This is a genomic window from Stenotrophomonas sp. Bg11-02, from assembly GCF_002836635.1.
GTDB classification, from domain to species: domain Bacteria; phylum Pseudomonadota; class Gammaproteobacteria; order Xanthomonadales; family Xanthomonadaceae; genus Stenotrophomonas; species Stenotrophomonas lacuserhaii.
On record NZ_PJAY01000042.1, the window covers coordinates 30,447 to 47,460 of the forward strand.

General features: G+C 67.9%; 17 protein-coding genes. 8 read left to right on the top strand and 9 right to left on the bottom strand.

The genetic code is table 11. The annotated features are described in order from the left end of the window. The first annotated feature begins 1 nt into the window (after position 1). From CXG43_RS02305 to CXG43_RS02315, 3 genes are read left to right on the top strand one after another with little or no spacing between them, the layout of a single operon-like run. On the top strand, positions 2 to 619 hold the full coding sequence (locus CXG43_RS02305) for a DsbE family thiol:disulfide interchange protein (RefSeq protein WP_042615204.1): 618 nt from the start codon (positions 2 to 4) through the stop codon (positions 617 to 619). Between the two features lie 37 nt (positions 620 to 656). After that, positions 657 to 1,088, top strand: coding sequence for a cytochrome c-type biogenesis protein (locus tag CXG43_RS02310; protein WP_101098529.1), 432 nt, complete (start codon positions 657 to 659; stop codon positions 1,086 to 1,088). Beyond that, the gene (locus CXG43_RS02315) at positions 1,085 to 2,089 is read left to right on the top strand and encodes a cytochrome C biogenesis protein (protein ID WP_232767555.1); all 1,005 of its coding nucleotides are present in this window, start codon (positions 1,085 to 1,087) and stop codon (positions 2,087 to 2,089) included. Before CXG43_RS02310 ends, CXG43_RS02315 begins: the two co-directional genes overlap by 4 nt. A 122-nt stretch (positions 2,090 to 2,211) precedes the next feature. Here CXG43_RS02315 and dksA read toward each other — a convergent pair whose 3' ends face one another. Further along, positions 2,212 to 3,492, bottom strand: coding sequence for an RNA polymerase-binding protein DksA (gene dksA / locus CXG43_RS02320; RefSeq protein WP_101098515.1), 1,281 nt, complete (start codon positions 3,490 to 3,492; stop codon positions 2,212 to 2,214). Between the two features lie 370 nt (positions 3,493 to 3,862). On the opposite strand from dksA, the gene yidD reads away from it, so the two are divergent. From yidD to CXG43_RS02335, 3 genes are read left to right on the top strand one after another with little or no spacing between them, the layout of a single operon-like run. After that, the gene (gene yidD / locus CXG43_RS02325; RefSeq protein ID WP_042615209.1) at positions 3,863 to 4,117 is read left to right on the top strand and encodes a membrane protein insertion efficiency factor YidD; all 255 of its coding nucleotides are present in this window, start codon (positions 3,863 to 3,865) and stop codon (positions 4,115 to 4,117) included. A gap of 1 nt (position 4,118) precedes the next feature. Beyond that, entirely contained in the window at positions 4,119 to 5,465 is a 1,347-nt protein-coding gene (locus tag CXG43_RS02330; protein ID WP_101098516.1) for a dihydroorotase, read from the top strand. Continuing rightward, on the top strand, positions 5,465 to 6,304 hold the full coding sequence (locus CXG43_RS02335) for a M23 family metallopeptidase (RefSeq protein WP_101098517.1): 840 nt from the start codon (positions 5,465 to 5,467) through the stop codon (positions 6,302 to 6,304). The genes CXG43_RS02330 and CXG43_RS02335 overlap by 1 nt, the downstream gene beginning before the upstream one ends. A gap of 169 nt (positions 6,305 to 6,473) precedes the next feature. On the opposite strand, the gene CXG43_RS02340 is transcribed toward CXG43_RS02335, so the two are convergent. The 5 genes from CXG43_RS02340 to efp all read right to left on the bottom strand — a co-directional run bounded on the left by CXG43_RS02340 (position 6,474) and on the right by efp (position 10,667). Beyond that, the gene (locus CXG43_RS02340) at positions 6,474 to 7,178 is read right to left on the bottom strand and encodes a phytoene/squalene synthase family protein (RefSeq protein WP_101098518.1); all 705 of its coding nucleotides are present in this window, start codon (positions 7,176 to 7,178) and stop codon (positions 6,474 to 6,476) included. Positions 7,179 to 7,188: 10 nt separating this feature from the next. After that, entirely contained in the window at positions 7,189 to 7,884 is a 696-nt protein-coding gene (locus CXG43_RS02345; protein WP_101098519.1) for a phosphoglycolate phosphatase, read from the bottom strand. After that, a complete protein-coding gene (gene ubiG, locus CXG43_RS02350; protein WP_101098520.1) occupies positions 7,881 to 8,597 on the bottom strand; it encodes a bifunctional 2-polyprenyl-6-hydroxyphenol methylase/3-demethylubiquinol 3-O-methyltransferase UbiG in 717 nt (238 codons plus the stop codon). The genes CXG43_RS02345 and ubiG overlap by 4 nt, the downstream gene beginning before the upstream one ends. A 42-nt stretch (positions 8,598 to 8,639) precedes the next feature. Next, positions 8,640 to 9,983, bottom strand: coding sequence for a TRZ/ATZ family hydrolase (locus tag CXG43_RS02355; protein WP_101098521.1), 1,344 nt, complete (start codon positions 9,981 to 9,983; stop codon positions 8,640 to 8,642). Between the two features lie 117 nt (positions 9,984 to 10,100). Beyond that, positions 10,101 to 10,667 (bottom strand): elongation factor P, encoded by a 567-nt coding sequence (gene efp, locus CXG43_RS02360; RefSeq protein ID WP_101098522.1) that lies wholly within the window; start codon positions 10,665 to 10,667, stop codon positions 10,101 to 10,103. 120 nt (positions 10,668 to 10,787) lie between these two features. On the opposite strand from efp, the gene epmB reads away from it, so the two are divergent. Next, positions 10,788 to 11,792 (top strand): EF-P beta-lysylation protein EpmB, encoded by a 1,005-nt coding sequence (epmB, locus tag CXG43_RS02365; RefSeq protein ID WP_198551436.1) that lies wholly within the window; start codon positions 10,788 to 10,790, stop codon positions 11,790 to 11,792. A 7-nt stretch (positions 11,793 to 11,799) separates the two neighbouring features. On the opposite strand, the gene CXG43_RS02370 is transcribed toward epmB, so the two are convergent. The 3 genes from CXG43_RS02370 to CXG43_RS02380 all read right to left on the bottom strand — a co-directional run bounded on the left by CXG43_RS02370 (position 11,800) and on the right by CXG43_RS02380 (position 15,704). Next, positions 11,800 to 13,932 carry a GGDEF domain-containing phosphodiesterase gene (locus CXG43_RS02370; protein ID WP_101098524.1) on the bottom strand — a complete coding sequence of 711 codons (2,133 nt, stop codon included), beginning with the start codon at positions 13,930 to 13,932 and terminating at the stop codon, positions 11,800 to 11,802. Next, positions 13,929 to 14,861: a phosphate/phosphite/phosphonate ABC transporter substrate-binding protein gene (locus CXG43_RS02375; protein WP_101098525.1), complete on the bottom strand. Its 933-nt coding sequence runs from the start codon at positions 14,859 to 14,861 to the stop codon at positions 13,929 to 13,931. The genes CXG43_RS02370 and CXG43_RS02375 overlap by 4 nt, the downstream gene beginning before the upstream one ends. Before the next feature lie 78 nt (positions 14,862 to 14,939). After that, entirely contained in the window at positions 14,940 to 15,704 is a 765-nt protein-coding gene (locus CXG43_RS02380; protein WP_101098526.1) for an RNA methyltransferase, read from the bottom strand. A 115-nt stretch (positions 15,705 to 15,819) separates the two neighbouring features. Between CXG43_RS02380 and CXG43_RS02385 the strand changes: the two genes are divergently transcribed. Further along, the gene (locus CXG43_RS02385) at positions 15,820 to 16,647 is read left to right on the top strand and encodes an inositol monophosphatase family protein (RefSeq protein WP_042615229.1); all 828 of its coding nucleotides are present in this window, start codon (positions 15,820 to 15,822) and stop codon (positions 16,645 to 16,647) included. Positions 16,648 to 17,014: the final 367 nt, after the last annotated feature.

Sequence of the window (17,014 nt, forward strand, 5' to 3'; positions counted from 1 at the left end):
CATGTCCGAATCCCCCGCCCCCCGCCCTTCCCGTCCGCTGCCGCCGGTGGCCATCGTGATCGGCGTGCTGTTCTTCTTCGGCCTGCTCGGGCTGATGGTGTATGGGGTGATGAAGAGCGGCGATCCGCAGCGCGATGTCCTTCCCTCGCCGCTGATCGGCAAGCAGGCGCCGGCTTTCGAACTGCCGGTGCTGCACGATCCGCACATCCAGGTCCGCAGCGAAGAGCTGCGCGGCGCGCCGTACCTGCTCAATGTCTGGGGCAGCTGGTGCGCGGCCTGCCGCGAAGAACATCCGGTGCTGACCCGCTTTGCCGAAACCAAGCGCGTGCGGGTGATCGGCTACAACTGGAAGGATGAACCGGCCGATGCCCTGCGCTGGCTGGAACAACTCGGCAATCCCTTCATGGTGGTGTTGAGTGATATCGAAGGCCGCACCGCGATCGACTGGGGCATCACCGCCGCACCGGAAACCTTCCTGGTGGACGGCAGCGGCGTGGTGCGCTGGAAGTACAGCGGCGCGATGACCCAGGCGGTGATCGAGCAGAAGTTGATCCCGGCGCTGGAACAGGTCGAGAAGTCCCAGGCCGATGCCGGCAATGCACTGCACGCCACTCCCTGATCGCCACGCGGCCAGCCGGCTGGCAGGCGGCCTGCTGATGGCCGTGCTGCTGCTGGCCTCGCTGTTCTGCAGCGTCGCGCGCGCGCAGCAGCCGGTGCATGATGCGCGGCCGCTGCAGTTCACCGACCATGCCGAAGAAGCCCGCTTCCATGCGCTTGCCGCGCAGCTGCGCTGCGTTCAATGCCAGAACCAGTCACTGGCCGATTCCAATGCCCAGATCGCCCAGGACCTGCGCCGCGAAGTGTTGCAGCTGATCCAACAGGGCCATGACGATGCCGAGGTGAAGCGCTTCCTGGTGCAGCGCTATGGCGAGTTCGTGCTGTACCAGCCCACGTTGCAACCCGGTACGTGGCTGCTGTGGGGCGGACCGTTGCTGTTCCTGCTGGCCGGCGCGCTGCTGGTGTGGCGGCTGGTGCGCCGCCGCGGTGGCACGGTGGTGGTCGAGGAAACCCGCGGTGATGGCTGGTGACGGCCGGCTTGGCCGTACTGGCGGGGATTGCGGGCCTGCTGCTGGCGCTGGCGGTGCTGTGGCCGCTGCGCGCGCGCGGGCGGGCGGGATTCCTCGTTGCCTGCCTGAGCATCGGCCTGGCCAGCGCCAGCCTGTACCTGCTGGTGGGCGATCCGCGCGCCGCGCAGGAACCGGCCGCGCCCTCGCTGGCGGAGCTGCGCGATGGCGTGCAGGCGCTGGAACAGGCACTTGAGCAGGAACCGCAGCGCGCCGATGGCTGGGTGCTGCTGGGCCGCTCGCGCGGCGAACTCGGCCAGCTTGATGCCGCTGCTGCCGCGTACAGCCGGGCTGCAGCGCTGGCACCGGACGATGCCGGCGTGCTGGTGGAAGCCGCCCAGGCGCGTGCCCAGGCCGATCCGGAAAAACATTTCGATGACCGGGCGCTGGGCTGGCTGCAGCATGCGCTGCAGGTGCAGCCCGATGCCGAACGCGCTGCCTGGCTGCTGGGCATCGCGCTGCGCCAGCGCGGCCGCGATGCGGAAGCGGTGGCCGTGTGGTCCGCGCTGCTGCCGCGCCTGCAGCCCGGCGCGGCGGCGGCACTGCAACAACAGCTGGTCATCGCACGCGCGGCGGCAGGTGCCGAAGCGCCCGCCGCTTCCTCCGGGGCGTTGCAGGAAAACGCGGCGCCCCTGCTGAGCATCCGCATCGCGCTACCGCCCGGTTTCGCTCCCGCGCAGTGGCCACGGGACGCGGCGCTGTTCGTGCTGGCACGTGCACCGGGAGGCCCGCCGATGCCGGTGGCGGTGCGCCGCTATCCGCTGCAGGCGCTGCCTGCGAGCGCCACCCTCAGCGACGCCGACAGCCCGATGCCGACCCAGCCGCTGTCTTCCCACGCACAGGTGGAGGTGCTGGCGCGACTGTCACGCACCGGCACGGCGTCGCACGCCGAGGGCGATCTGCAAAGCGCGCCGGTGACGGTGCAGATGCCGCAGCGCAGCGAGCTGGAGCTGCAGCTGCGGTAACGCCGTCAGCCCGCGGACCGCTGCGCTCGCCGACCATGGGTCGGCGCTGCCGTCCCCGGTGGACGCACAAACGAAAAAGCCCGGCGCGAGCCGGGCTTTTTCGTCATGCGGCAGCATACGGCTCAGTCGCCCTGCTGCTTCTGCATGTGTTCCCAGCGCTCCTGCGCATCGATCGTGCGCTCGGCGGTCAAGCGCGCTTCGAGGCGATCCAGGCCGATCTCTTCGCCGGTATCGACGCAGTAGCCGTAATCACCTGCTTCCAGGCGCTTGAGCGTGCTGTCGATCTTGCCGATCAGCTTGCGGTAACGATCGCGGGTGCGCAGTTCCAGCGAGTTCTCGGTTTCGCGAGTCGCACGCTCGGCTTCATCGCCGATATCACGCACTTCCTCGCGCAGGTTCTCGATGGTCTGCTTGGATTCTTCCACCAGATCGGCGCGCCAGTCCTGCAGGCGCTTGCGGAAGTACTCCTGCTGCAGCGGGCTCATGTATTCCTCTTCTGCGCCCGGCTTGTAGCCGGCAGGCAGGATCGGACGGCCGGTGGCTTCGTCGGTCTTGTACTCGACCACCTTGTATTTGCTGCGCGGCGCCGGAGCGGTCGAGCGTGCGGTCACTGCCACGGCGACCTTGCCCACCGGGCGGGCGACGGTCTTCGGGGCGGCATCGGATTTCACAGGGGTTTTCGCGGACGATTTCGAAACGGGCACGGGATTCTTGATTTGCGGGGCCTGCTTGGCTGGCGCCTTGGCCACCTTTTCAGGTGCCTTGGTACCGGCGTTGCTGGCCGGGACAGACGTGGCCGGAACCGGCGGGGCCGGCTTCGGTACGGACTTCACTGCGGGCGCCGCCACCGGCTTGCCGGTGGCTTTGCCGACCGCGGGCTTTGCCGTGGCGGTCTTGTTCACCGCCGGACTGGCCGACGGCTTGCTTGCGGACGCCTTGCCGGAAACCGGCTTGGCGGCCTTGGCCGCCTTGGCGACCGTGGAAACCTTCTTTGCCGGGGCCGGCTTGGCCACGGGCTTCTTTGCGACCTTGCCGGCCGGTTTGGCAACCGGCTTGGCCGGCTTCGAAGCGGCCTTGGCCGGCTTGCTGGCGACCTTGGCCGGCGCTTTCTTCGCCGCTGCCTTGGTGACCGCCGTCTTCTTGGCGACGACCTTCTTCGCCGGTGCCCTGGTCACCGCGACCTTCTTGGCCGCGACCTTCTTCACCGGCGCTTTCTTCGCGGGCGCTTTCGCTGCCGGCGCCTTCTTCGCCGTGGCCGTCCTGGCCGTTGTCTTCCCCGTTGCCTTGGCCACCGGCTTGGCCGGCTTGCTGGCTACAGACTTGGCCGCCGTCTTCTTCGCAACAGGGCTGGCGGACTTCTTGGCGGCCTTGACGGCCTTTTTTGCAGATTTTTTAGCAGCCACGAAACGCTCTTCCTTGGATTCCCCGGGGCCCGGGAAAGCGGGCCTTTATAGCCTACCCGGCCGACTGCAGCAACCGCGTGACAGGACGCACACACAACCGTTGTAAAACAAGGCCGTGGCTTGCCCGGGACCCGCATCACCTGCTGCGCGGCACGGAACCTGGTCGGCAGCCATGCCGCCGACATGGCTGCGGCGCAGGACGCGTGCGGCAGCCAACGCCCCATCCTGCGACAAATATGCGCCGCTGCCAACCATGTAGCCCACGGGCTCCCACTGAATGGGCGACGGCCGTTCCGTCGGGATTTACGGGCAGCGCTGCCATGCCGCCGCGATTCACCCCAACAGCGGGCACTCGTTCTACTATGAACGGGTGATCTCCCACCTGCTCATCGCCCTGCTGCGCTTCTACAAGCGCTTCATCAGCCCGCTGCTCGGGCCGCGCTGCCGCTTTGTCCCCAGCTGTTCCGAATATGCCATGCAGGCCATCGCCGGCCACGGTCCGCTGCGTGGCAGCTGGCTCGCCGTGCGCCGTATCGGCCGCTGCCATCCCTTCCATCCTGGCGGATTCGATCCAGTGCCCGAGCGCACCGAAGATCCCGCCTGCCGCTGCAAAGGAAACCACTGACATGCCTTCCACGCTGATTACCAACGCCCGCCTGGTCAACGAAGGACGCGTCTTCGATGCCGACCTGCGCATCGAGAACGGCCGCATCGCCCGTATCGAAAGCGGCCTGGCCGCGCGCGATGGCGAGCAGGTGGTCGATGCCGCAGGGCGCTGGCTGTTGCCCGGCATGATCGATGACCAGGTGCACTTCCGCGAACCCGGCCTGACCCAGAAGGGCGACATCGCCACCGAATCGGCGGCCGCCGTGGCCGGGGGCCTGACCACCTTCATGGACATGCCCAACACCAATCCGCCGACGCTGAACGCCGACGCCCTGCAGGCCAAGTACGATTCCGCTGCTGGCCGCGCGCGTGCGAATTACGGCTTCTACATGGGCGCCAGCAACGACAACCTCGAACACATCCAGCGCCTTGATCCGAAGACCGCGCCTGGCATCAAGGTGTTCATGGGTGCCTCCACCGGCAACATGCTGGTCGACAACCCGCAAACGCTGGACGCGATCTTCCGCGACGCGCCAACTCCCATCATCACGCACTGCGAAGACACGCCGATGATCGACGCGCTGATGAAGCAGTACCAGGCGCAATACGGCGACACGCTGAGCGCGGAGCAACATCCGGACATCCGCTCGCGCCAGGCGTGCCTGAAGTCGTCGGAACTTGCGGTTTCGCTGGCGCGCAGGCACGGCACCCGCCTGCACGTGCTGCACATTTCCACCGCCGACGAGCTGGCCCTGTTCGAGCGCGGCCCGTTGATCCGTGCCGATGGCAGCCGCAAGCAGATCACCGCTGAAACCTGCATCCATTTCCTGCGCTTTGATCGGACCGATTACGCGCGCCTGGGCAACCTGATCAAGTGCAATCCGGCGATCAAGGACGTGGCTGACCGCGAGGCGCTGACCGCCGCGTTGGTGGAAGACATCATCGACGTGCTCGCCACCGACCATGCCCCGCACACCTGGGAAGAAAAGCAGAAGCCGTACGCACAGGCCCCGTCCGGCCTGCCGCTGGTGCAGTACGCGCTGACCGCTGCGCTGGAGCTGGTGCACGAAGGCAAGCTGGACATCGCCCGGGTGGTGCAGAAATTCGCCCACGCGCCGGCGCAGTTGTTCGACGTGGCCGAACGCGGCTTCCTGCGCGAGGGCTACTTCGCCGACCTGGTACTGGTGGAGGACAAGCCGTTCACCGTCAAGCGCGAAGACGTGCTGTCCAAGTGTGGCTGGTCGCCCTTCGAAGGCACTACGTTCCAGTCGCGCATCGCATCGACCTGGATCAACGGCCAGCTGGCCTGGGACGGCACGCAGATCGTTGGGGCCGCCAACGGCCAGCGCCTGGCGTTCAACCGCTGATGAGGGCGCTGTTGCTGGCCTCGGTCCTCGCCGGCGCCCTGCCCGCCCTGCTGTGCGCGGTGAACCCGGCCGCCGCACAGGCCACCGACAGTCGCGTCGTGTTCCCCGCCAGCGCCTCGCAGGGCGCGATGGTGATCGGCAAGGTGCCGGCGGGCAGCACGGTCCGCTACGGCGGCCGCACGCTGCGGGTGAGTGGCTACGGCAGCGTGGTGTTCGGCATCGGTCGCGATGAGAAGGGTCCGCTGCAGGTTGAAGTGCAGCGTCCCGACGGCGGCAGCGAGCGCGTCGCGATCGCGGTGACGCCGCGTGACTGGCCGGTGGAACGGGTCAACGGCGTGCCGCCGAAGACGGTCAACCCGCCGCCGGCGATCGCCGAGCGGATCAAGCGCGAACAGGCCCAAGTGACGGCGGCGCGGGCGCGCGATGACGACCGCGCCGACTTCGCCCAGCCGTTCATGTGGCCGGTGCAGGGTCGCATCAGCGGCCGCTTCGGCAATGCCCGGGTCTACAACGGACAGCCTGGATCGGGCCATTCCGGAATGGACATCGCCGTGCCCACCGGCACGCCGGTCAAGGCGCCGGCGGCTGGCGTGGTGACCTTCGCCGCGCCAGACCTGTATCTCACCGGTGGCACGCTGCTGCTGGACCATGGCTTCGGGGTGAGCTCGAACTTCCTGCACCTGTCGCGCATCGACGTCAAGGTCGGTGATCGGGTCGAACAGGGCCAGGTGATTGCCGCGGTGGGGGCCACCGGGCGTGCGACCGGGCCCCACCTGCACTGGGGCATGAACTGGTTCGACACCCGCATCGACCCGCTGCTGGTGCTGGAACGGAAGTGAGGAGGTCACGACCAACGGTCGTCCCCCGCCACCCGCTGCGCTCGCCGACCATGGGTCGGCGCTACCGACAACCCGGACCAGCGGGTAGCGCCGAGCCATGCTCGGCGGAATCGATCAGGCCACCACCCGCTGCGCTCGCCGACCATGGGTCGGCGCTGCCAGCAGGGCGTCAGCCGCGCGCGGCCCACCACACACGCAACAAGGTGCGCACCGGCGTTGCTTCGATCGGCTTGCCGCTGGCCTGCGCCTGCAGCCGTGCACGCGCCAGCACCGCCCATATCCGTCGCGGGCGGGGGCCGGCAACGCGCAGCTTCCAGTCCTTCAGCAGTTCGCCGGCCCAGCGCTGCGAGGCGCCATCGGCCTCCTGCTCCAGCAGCGAACGCGGCACGCCGGCCACGCCCGCGTCGTAAAGCCGCTGCGCCAGCGTCTGCAGCAGCACAGCACGGCCGGCACCGGTGCGCGGCTTGTCATCGAACAGCACGGCCTCCACCGCCGCCACCGCTTCGGCGAACACCGTCAACGCACGCTGCGCGGCTGCCGCATCCACGGCCACCGCACGCGCCTCCACCAGCGTCGGCAGCGCATCGGCCAGTGCCGCCCACGGCGCGCGGATCGGCTCCAGCACGCGGCCCAGCGGATGGCGTGAGCGCTGGCCCGCCCAGCTGCGCAGCTCTTCGCCCCACCAGGCCAGCTTGGCATCGGCCGGCAGCGGATCGCCGCTGGTGTTGAGCATGTCATCGAATTCCTGCAGCAGCGAAAACCACGCCACCGCGCGCGCACGCTGCTCCGGCGCCACGAACGGCTCGGCCACCGACCATTCCGGCCAACGCGCACGCCATTTGTCCAGGAAGCTGTCCAACGCACTGCTGTTCACTACGTATCCTTCAATTCTTGACCGGCGGTGCCGGGAGGGTCGGCCAGCGGCTGGCCTGCTGCAGCGCGTGCGCATCGTCCAGCACGACATCGGCGTTCCAGCTGGCCGGGTCGTCCTCGGCCAGGCGATAGCCCCACAATGCGGCAACCGAAGGCATTCCGGCAGCGCGCGCGGCGATGATGTCACGCTCGTCATCGCCGACGTACACACACTGCCACGGTGCAATGCCGATCGCCTGCGCGGCATGCAGCAGCGGCATCGGGTGCGGCTTGCGCTCGGGCAGCGAATCGCCGCCAACCAGCACCGCACAGCGTGCCTGCCAGCCATGCTGCGGCAGGATCAGCCGCGCCAGGTATTCGGGCTTGTTGGTGACGATGCCCCAGCGCACGTCGGCGGCATCCAGCGCGGCGAGCATGCCCGCCACGCCGTCGAACAGCGTTGCATGCCGGCCGATCAGCGCTTCGTAGCGCTGCAGGAACTCCGGAACCAGCGCATCGCGCTGGTCGCCGGGCAGGTCCGGGAAGGCAGCGGCCAGCATCGCGCGCGAGCCCTTGGACACCACCGGGCGAAGCACTTCCAGAGACACCAGCGGCCGACCGCGGGCGGCCAGCATGTCGCCGGCGGTGGCGACGAAATCCGGCGCGCTGTCCAGCAGGGTACCGTCCAGGTCGAACAGCACCGCGGGCGGGAAGCGCACTGCGGTCATGCCGGCCTGGTCGCGTGGGCGAGGTAGTTGATGTCCGTCCGGCTGGACAACCGGGCGCGGTTGCGCCATGGCTCGTAGGCCATGCCGCTGACGTCCCGCAGCTGCAGGTCAGCCTCGCGCAGCCAGCGCGACAGCTCGGCCGGGGTGATGAATTCCTGGTAGTGGTGGGTGCCCTTGGGCAGCAGCCGCGCCACGTACTCGGCGCCCACGATCGCCACCGCGAAGGCGGCGGCGGTGCGGTTGATGGTGGACAGGAACAGTTGGCCGCCGGGCTTGAGCAGCCGCTTGCAGGCCTCGATGATCGCACCGGGGTCCGGCACGTGTTCCAGCATCTCCATGCAGGTCACCACGTCGTAGCTTTCCGGCTGCTCAGCGGCCAGGTCCTCGGCAGCCTGTACCCGGTAGTCCACGCTCACGCCGCTTTCCAGCGCGTGCAGGCGCGCCACCTTGACCAGCTCCGGCGCCAGGTCGATGGCGGTTACTTCGGCACCGGCCTGGGCCAGCGCCTCGCTGAGCAGGCCGCCACCGCAGCCGATGTCAAGCACGCGCAGCCCGCGCAGTGGTGCCCGGTCGGCGACATACTTCAGGCGTACCGGGTTGAGCGCATGCAGCGGCTTCTGCGGACCGTCGGCATCCCACCAGCGGTTGGCCAGGGCGGCGAACTTGTCCAGCTCGGCCTGGTCGAAATTGGAAGAAACATTCGGGGCGTTCATGGGGTGTCCTTGCGGCGCCGGGGGGCGCGCGGATGGGATGGATCAGGCACGCACGTGACGGATGCGCTCGCGCCACTGGCGCGCGTTGGCGATGATGCCCGGCAGGTCCATGCCGACCAGTTCGCGCTGCACCAGCTTGGGCTGGCCGGCGATCCACACATCGCTCACCTGCTGGCGACCGGTGGCATATACCAGCTGCGACAGCACGTTGTGCAGCGGCTGGGTCTCCAGCGCGGACAGGTCCACGCAGACCAGGTCGGCCTGCTTGCCGACTTCGATCGAACCGATGCGCTCGCCGAAGCCGAGCGCGCGCGCGCCGCCCAGCGTGGACGCGCGCAGCGTGCTGGCCGCATCCAGTGCGGTCGCATCATTGGCCACGGCCTTGGCCAGGATCGCCGCAGTGCGGTTTTCGCTGAACATGTCCAGGTCGTTGTTGCTGGCGCAGCCATCGGTACCGATGGCCAGGTTCACCCCGGCGCGCTGCAGCGCGCAGGCCGGGCAGAAGCCGGACGCCAGCTTGAGGTTGGATTCCGGGCAATGCACCACGCTGACGCCGCGCTCGGCGCACAGGTGGATCTCCGCCTCGGTCAGCTGGGTCATGTGCACGGCGATCAGGCGGTCGTTGACCAGGCCGAGGCGATCCAGCCGAGCCAGCGGACGCTGCCCGTGCAGGGTGATCGAATCGCTGATCTCCTGCGCGGTCTCGTGCGTGTGCAGGTGCACCTGCATGTCCAGCTGGTCGGAAAGCATGCGCACGCGCTCGAAGTTCGCATCGTTGACCGTATACGGCGCATGCGGGGCGAACGCGGTGCCGATCAGCGGATCGTTGCGCCACTGGTCGTGCAGCTCGCCGGCCTTGGCGAAATACTCGTCATCACTCTTCGCCCAGGCGGTGGGGAAATCGATGATCACCGCGCCGACCAGCGCGCGGAAGCCGTGCTTCTTGTAGACCGCTGCCTGCACGTCGCCGAAGAAGTAGTTTTCGTTGGCGCAGGTAGTACCGCCACGCAGCATCTCGGCGATCGCCAGGGTGGTGCCGTCGGCCACGAATTCGGGCCCGATCACCGCCGCTTCCACCGGCCAGATATGCTGCTGCAGCCACGTCATCAGCGGCAGGTCGTCGGCCACCCCGCGCAGCAGGGTCATCGGGTTGTGGGTGTGGGCATTGACCAGGCCCGGCATCAGCGCGGCCTCGGGTCGGCTGACCACCTGGGCGGCATTGAAGCGCTCGCGCGCCTGGCTGCGCGGCAGGACCGCGATGATCTCGCCATTGCGCACGGCCACGGCATGGTCTTCCAGCACCACCGCATGCGGCTCGATCGGGACCACGTAACCGGCTTCGATCAGCAGGTCACAGGCTTCGGGGGTGCGTGCGGTGTCGGTCATGCGGACTCACTTGGCGGGGGCGGCGGGTCGGCCGTGGAGACGGCCATCGGCCGGCCCCACGTAACGCCGGGAGCGGACGGCCAGCGACCGTCCCTACCGTAATCCGGCTGCGCCGGATTACTTTACGCGCGCGGAGTATTCGCCCGAGCGGGTGTCGACCTTGATGATCTCGTCCTGGTTCACGAACAGCGGAACGCGGACCACCGCGCCGGTTTCCAGCGTGGCCGGCTTGCCGCCGCCGCCGGAGGTGTCACCGCGCACGCCCGGATCGGTCTCGGTGATCTTCAGCTCAACGAAGTTCGGCGGCTGCACGAAGATCGGCGAGCCGTTCCACAGGGTCACGATGCAGGACTCTTCGCCCTTCAGCCACTTCTCCGCGCCGCCCATGCCGGCCTTGTCGGCCTGCACCTGCTCGAAGGATTCGGGGTCCATGAAGTGCCAGTACTCGCCGTCGCTGTACATGTAGTTCATGTTGGTATCGACAACGTCGGCCACTTCGACGTCATCGGTGGCCTTCATGGTCATTTCCACGGTACGGCCGGACTTGATGAAGCGGTAGCGCACGCGGGTGAAGGCCTGGCCCTTGCCCGGCTTGATGAACTCGGTTTCCGAGATGACGGCCGGTTCATTGTTGACCAGGATCTTCATCCCGTTCTTGACATCGTTCATGCCCGCAGTGGCCATGCTCAAGCTCCTCAAATGGCGAAACCGCCGCATGCGCGGCGAGCCGGATAGAATGGAAAGCCCACCGCAGGACGGTGGGCACTGATTTATGCCCCCATGATAACCGCAGGCCCCCTGTCCATGCAGCTCTCCGCCGCTCACCGCCCCGTTTCCGCCCGCTGGCAGCAGCTCTGGCGCCAGGCGATACGCGACCCGGCCGAACTGCTGTCACGGCTCGGGCTGGAGCCTGCGGCGCTGGGCGTTTCGGAGGCGGCCCTGCAGCAGTTCGCACAGCGCGTCCCGGAAGGGTTCGTGGCCCGCATGCGGCATGGCGACCCGCACGATCCGCTGCTGCGCCAGGTGCTCCCGATCGACGCCGAAATGCGCCAGGTGCCTGGTTTCAGCCTGGATGCGGTCGGCGACGGCGCGGCAAAGAAGGCGACCGGGGTCATCCAGAAGTACCGTGGCCGCGCGCTGCTGGTGACCACCGGCAGCTGCGCGATCAACTGCCGTTACTGCTTCCGCCGCCACTTCGACTACGGCACCGAAAACGCCGCCAAGGGGGGCTGGCAGGACGCGGTGCGGGCCATCGCCGAAGACCCGGGCATCGACGAAGTGATCCTGTCCGGTGGGGATCCGCTGTCACTGGCCACGCACAAGCTGGTGGAGCTGACCGATGCCCTGCGCGCCATCCCGCACCTGCGCCGACTGCGCATCCACAGCCGCCTTCCGGTGGTGCTGCCCGAGCGCGTTGACGAAGACCTCGTGGCCTGGCTGGGCAGCCTGCCGTGGCCGCTGGCCTTCGTGATCCACGCCAACCATGCCAATGAGTTCGATGCCAGCGTGGATGCTGCATTGGCGCGGCTGCGCGCGGCCGGCGCGCAGCTCCTGAACCAGGCAGTGCTGCTGCGCGGGGTCAACGACAGCGAAGACGCCCTGGCGGCGCTGAGCGAACGCAGCTTCGCCGCCGGCGTGATGCCCTACTACCTCTACCAGCTGGATCGCGTGGAGGGCGTGGCCCACTTCGAAGTGGACGATGCAACGGCCAAGGCCCTGATCGCCGCACTGACCGCGCGCCTGTCCGGCTACCTGGTCCCCAAACTGGTCCGCGAACTTCCCGGCGACCCCAGCAAGCGCCCTGTGTAGCGGGAAATCAGGCGCCGGATTCGATCATCTGCACCACCGCGGTGGCGGTGACCGGGTGGCTCAGCCAGTAGCCCTGGGCCAGGTCACAGCCGCGCTGGCTGAGCAGGTCGAACTGCACTTCCTGTTCGATGCCTTCAGCCACCACGGTGATGCCCAGCGCGTGGGCCATGGCGATGATCGCGGTGGTCAGTGCCAGGTCATCCGGGTCGCGTTGCATGTCAGCGACGAAACTCTTGTCGATCTTCACCCCGTCCACCGGCACCTGGCGCAGGTGGCTGAGCCCGGAGAACCCGGTACCGAAGTCATCCAGCCAGACCTTCACGCCGGTGCGGTGCAGCTTGTCCAGCAGCTGCGCGGCCAGCATCTCATCGCCGATCACTGCGGTTTCGGTCAGCTCCAGGTGCAGGCGCGAAGCCGGTAGCCCGGACTCGTGCAGGCACTGCGCCACCAGGTCCGGCAGTTCGCCGCCGCGCAGCTGCCGGGATGACACGTTGACCGACACGAACAGGCCCTCGCCGTCGATATTGCGCGGCCACTGCGCGGCCTCCATGCAGGCCGCGCGAAGCACCTTGGGGCCTATCACTTCGATCAACCCGCTCTGCTCGGCCACTTCGATGAACACCGACGGCGGGATCGTGCCCAGCGTGGGGTGCTGCCAGCGCAACAGCACTTCCACCCCGACCATGCGCCGGTCGCGGGTGCGGAAGATCGGCTGGTAGGCCAGCCGCAGCTCGCCGCGTTCCCAGGCACCGCGCAGCTCCTGCTCCATGTGCACGCGGCGCTCCACCGCGTGGTCCATGGCCCGGCTGTAGTAACGATGGCAGTTCTTGCCGGCCATCTTGGCCTGGTACATGGCGATGTCGCCGTTCTTCAACAGGGTGGTCGCATCGGCGGCATCATCGGGGAACAGGGTGACGCCGATCGAAGCCCCGAGGAACAGCTCGCGGCCCTGGACGCGCAGCGGCTTGCCCAGCTCGCGCACCAGCAGGTCGGCCAGCTCGCGCGCCTGCGCGGCGACATCGCCTTCAGCCAGCAGGATCACGAATTCGTCGCCGCCGAAACGCGCCAGCAGGGCCTCGTCGCCGCCCGCCGTGGCCACCGCCTCGCTGATGCGCTGCACGAACTGCAGCAGCGCCTCATCGCCGGCTTCGTGGCCCAGCGTGTCGTTGACCCGCTTGAAATCATCCATGTCGGCAAACAGCAACGCCAACTGGTGGCCCGAAGCGCGCGCCGCCATCAGCCGATGGTCGAGCGCCTCGCGGAACGCCAGCCGATTGGTCAAGCCGGTCAGTGCATCGGTATAGGCCATGTGCCGCACTTCGCGGTCATGCCGGGCGATGGCATCGCGCATCCGCGCGAAGGCACGCACCAGCTCGCCGACTTCGTCATCGCGATGGTTCTCGCGCAGTGGCACCTGGTAGTCACCGGCCTCGATCTGCCGCGCCGCCATCGCCAGCCCACGGATCGGCGTGACCAGGGTGCGCTGCACGTACAGCACCACCGCCACCCCGATCGCCACCAGCAAGGCCAGCATCAGCAGCAACCAGCCAAGGTGGCGGGTGCCGACCTGTTCCAGCCGCTGCGCCAGGGTCTGGCTGGCCTGCGCCTCCAGCACCTGCACGTCCTTCAACGAAATGCCCACGCGCACCCCGCCCAGGCGCTGGTTGCCGACCAGGATCGGCATGCTGTTCTCAAGCACCTTGGGCGATTCCTGCACCAGCGCACCCTTGGCGGCCACCGCCCTGGCAGCGAGCGGATCGGTCATCGCACGCCCATAATCCGGCACCCCGACCGACCCGTCGTGCAGCAGGCGGCCCTTGGCATCGAACACCAGCACGTAACCCACCGCACGTTGCCGCGAGACGTTGCGCACCAGCGACCCGACCTGCTCCAGGTCGTTGTAGTACAGCGGATTGGACAGCGCATCGGCCAGTTCACGGGCCATCGTTTCACCGCGGCTGCGCATGCTGCGGTCGAACAGTTCGTGGATCACCGTGCCACTGAGCCGGGTCACTTCCCGCTGCGTCGCCGCCTGCCGTCCCAGCAGCACCGCCAGGATGGCCACCACCACCAGCATCGCCCCGCCCATCGCCAGCACGAAGCGCGCCTGCATTCCCGATCCCAAGCCCAGGCGCTTCATTCCACTTCCATCCGCACGCGTACCAGTCCTCGTTTCAAATCATCCGGCCGCTGCAGCATCCGCGCATCAACGCGATGGAAGCCGGATGTACCAAAAAAGCGTGCCAACGCGTCCTTCGCCTGCGGATCCTGCGCGGCGTCCAGCAACACCTGCTGCAGGCGATCGCGCACGCGCCGATCCAGGTCCGCGCGCACCACCTCCACTGCACGCGGATACGGCGCAGTGCGATGGATGACCCGCAGATCATGCTTGAAGGAAGGAGGCACGCGGCGTTCGTCGTCCCAGTCCACGCTGCTCACCGCGCCCGCATCGACCATGCCCTTCTGCACGAAGGTGGCGATGTTCAGTTCGGTGCGCGCGAACACGTAACCGACCGCATCGGCGGTCGGCGTGTCATCGGGCTCCTGCAGGATCTGCGGCACCAGGCCGTTCTCCAGCAGGGTCATGGCCGGCACCAGATAGGCGCTGGTGGAGGCCGAATTCTGCAGGGCCAGGGTATGCCCGCGCAGGTCGGCCAACTGGTGCAGCTGGCTCTGCCGGCGCACGAAGAACACGCTGTGGTATTCGCGCACCCCGCTGCGCTCGGTCAGCAGCAGCGGACGCGCATCGGCGCGCTGGCCCAGCGCCACTGCGGTGCTGGCCGTTTCGGTGACCCAGTCAACGCGCCCGCGACGCAGGTAGCTGGCCATCTGCTGCGCATCGCGCGCCATCAATACGCGGCCTTCGGTGATCCCCAGGTCGTGCATGTGGGCCACGACATAGTCCAGCAACGGCTGCAGCTGCGCGTAGTGGGCCCTGGGGTCATCGCTGATGCGGCCGAGCACCAGCACGTGACGCTGGTCGGCGCGCCCACTGCTGGACGCCGGCGACGCCGCCATGCACGCACCTGCCATCAGCAGGCACGCCAGGCCCAGCAGTCCCCACTGCATGCGTCCCAGCCAAGCGTTCACGATGTTCCCCCGTCATGTAAGGGAAAGACTACCCGAAAAAGTGAGAACTGCGTCAGGCTATTTTTTGTCGCCGTGCGCCATCCTGGCCATCCGCTGGGCGTCGGCCAGGATCCCACGCAGCAGCCGCACTTCCTGCTCGCTGGGTTCGCTGCGCAGGAACAGGCGGCGCAGTTTGCGCATCGCCGATTCCGGCGCCCGGCCCTTGTGGAATTCGATCTCGTCCAGGGTCTCGCCCAGCTGGCCGAAGAAGCTTTCCATCTGCTCATGGCTGGCCGGCTGTTCACGCAGCCCCGGCTCGGCCACCGGCGTGGCGGCATCGCCCAGCAGGCGCATGCGCACTTCGTAAGCCAGCACCTGCACCGCTGCGGCCAGGTTCAACGAGCTGAACGCCGGATCGGACGGGATATGCACCGCGGCATGGCACACCTGCAGCTCTTCGTTGGTCAGGCCGGTGCGCTCACGACCGAACACGATCGCCACTTCGGCGCCTTCGGCCGCCTTGGCCGCGACCCGGGCGGCGGCCACGGTGGGCAGCAGTTCTTCCAGCTGCACCCGGCGCGCACGCGCGGTGCAGCCCAGCACGAGGGTGCAGTCGGCCACGGCATCGGCCAGGGTCGCCACTACCGGCGCGTCGCCCAGCACGTCTTCGGCGCCGGCCGAACGCCGGAAGGCATCTTCGTCCAGCGGCTTTTCCGGGGCAACCAGCACCAGCCGGGCCAGGCCCATGGTTTTCATGGCACGCGCGGCGGCGCCCATGTTGCCGGGATGCTGGGTTCCGACCAGGACGAAACGGATACGGGAAGCTATGGATGGATCGGACATGAACGCGGTAGTCGAGCTGGACGGCCTGCAATGGTAAACTGTGCGGCCGGCCACTGCGCCGGACCTGCTCTTTTCCCCCGCCGATCCCCCCTCTGCCCTCCCGGGAGCTACCGCCATGCAGAAACCCGCCGTCACCGTCATGGTCAAGGCCGCCCGCCTCGCCGGCAATGTGTTGTTGCGCAACATCAACAAGCTCGAGGCGCTCAACGTGGTGCAGAAGGGCCGCATGGACTATGCGAGCGAGGTCGATGCGGATGCGGAAAAGGTCATCGTCAAGGAACTCAAGCGCGCCTACCCGGAATACGGGGTGATCGGCGAAGAAGGTGGCACCCAGGGTGCCAACCGCTACATGTGGGTGATCGATCCGCTGGACGGCACCAGCAACTACCTGCGCGGTTTCCCGCACTACTGCGTATCCATCGCGCTGGTGGAGAACGGCGAGCCGACCGATGCGGTGATCTTCGATCCGCTGCGCAATGAACTGTTCACCGCCAGCCGTGGTGCTGGCGCAGTGTTCAACGACCGCCGCATCCGCGTGTCGGACCGCAAGGATCTGGAAGGCACGATGATCCACACCGGCTTCGCCCCGCGCGAGCGCGCCCGCGCCAGCGCCCAGCTGAAGGCGGTGGATACGCTGCTGGTGCAGGCTGAAGACGTGCGTCGCACCGGCTCGGCGGCGCTGGACCTGGCCTACGTGGCCTGTGGCCGCGCCGACGCCTACTTCGAGGCCGGGGTGAAGTCCTGGGACATCGCCGCTGGCATCCTGCTGGTGCGCGAAGCGGGCGGCAAGGTCTGCGATTACAAGGGCGCCACGCTGGGCCGGATGGACAACCGCGGCCCGGAAAACCATCAAGTGGTGGCCGGCAACCTGAAGGTGGCCGAGTCACTGCAGAAGGTACTGGTCAACACCGGCTACGCCGCCGAGTTCGACGCGAAGTTCTGATTTCGCTTGAACCCGGTTGATCGGACGGCGCCTGCGGGCGCCGTTCTGCTTTCTGGAGCAACGTCAAGGTCAACGTCAAAGGCTGCAGGGCTGCTGGTTGGCGGGGCGGGGCGGCTGTGCAGGACACGCCGCAAGTACGTCCCTGTAGGCTCGCTTTTCGCATCCATGCGAAAAGACGGTCCTGCACAGCCACCCCGCCCCACCTTCGACAGGTCCATGGGGGCCATGGAACCTTCGGTAGCGCCGACCCATGGTCGGCGGAATGTTCCCGCCAACGGCCCGCTGCGCTCGCCGACCGTGGGTCGGCGCTACCGCTTTTCTTCTTTTTTATACCCGGGTGGCGGCGCCCGGAACCTGTCAGGGCTGT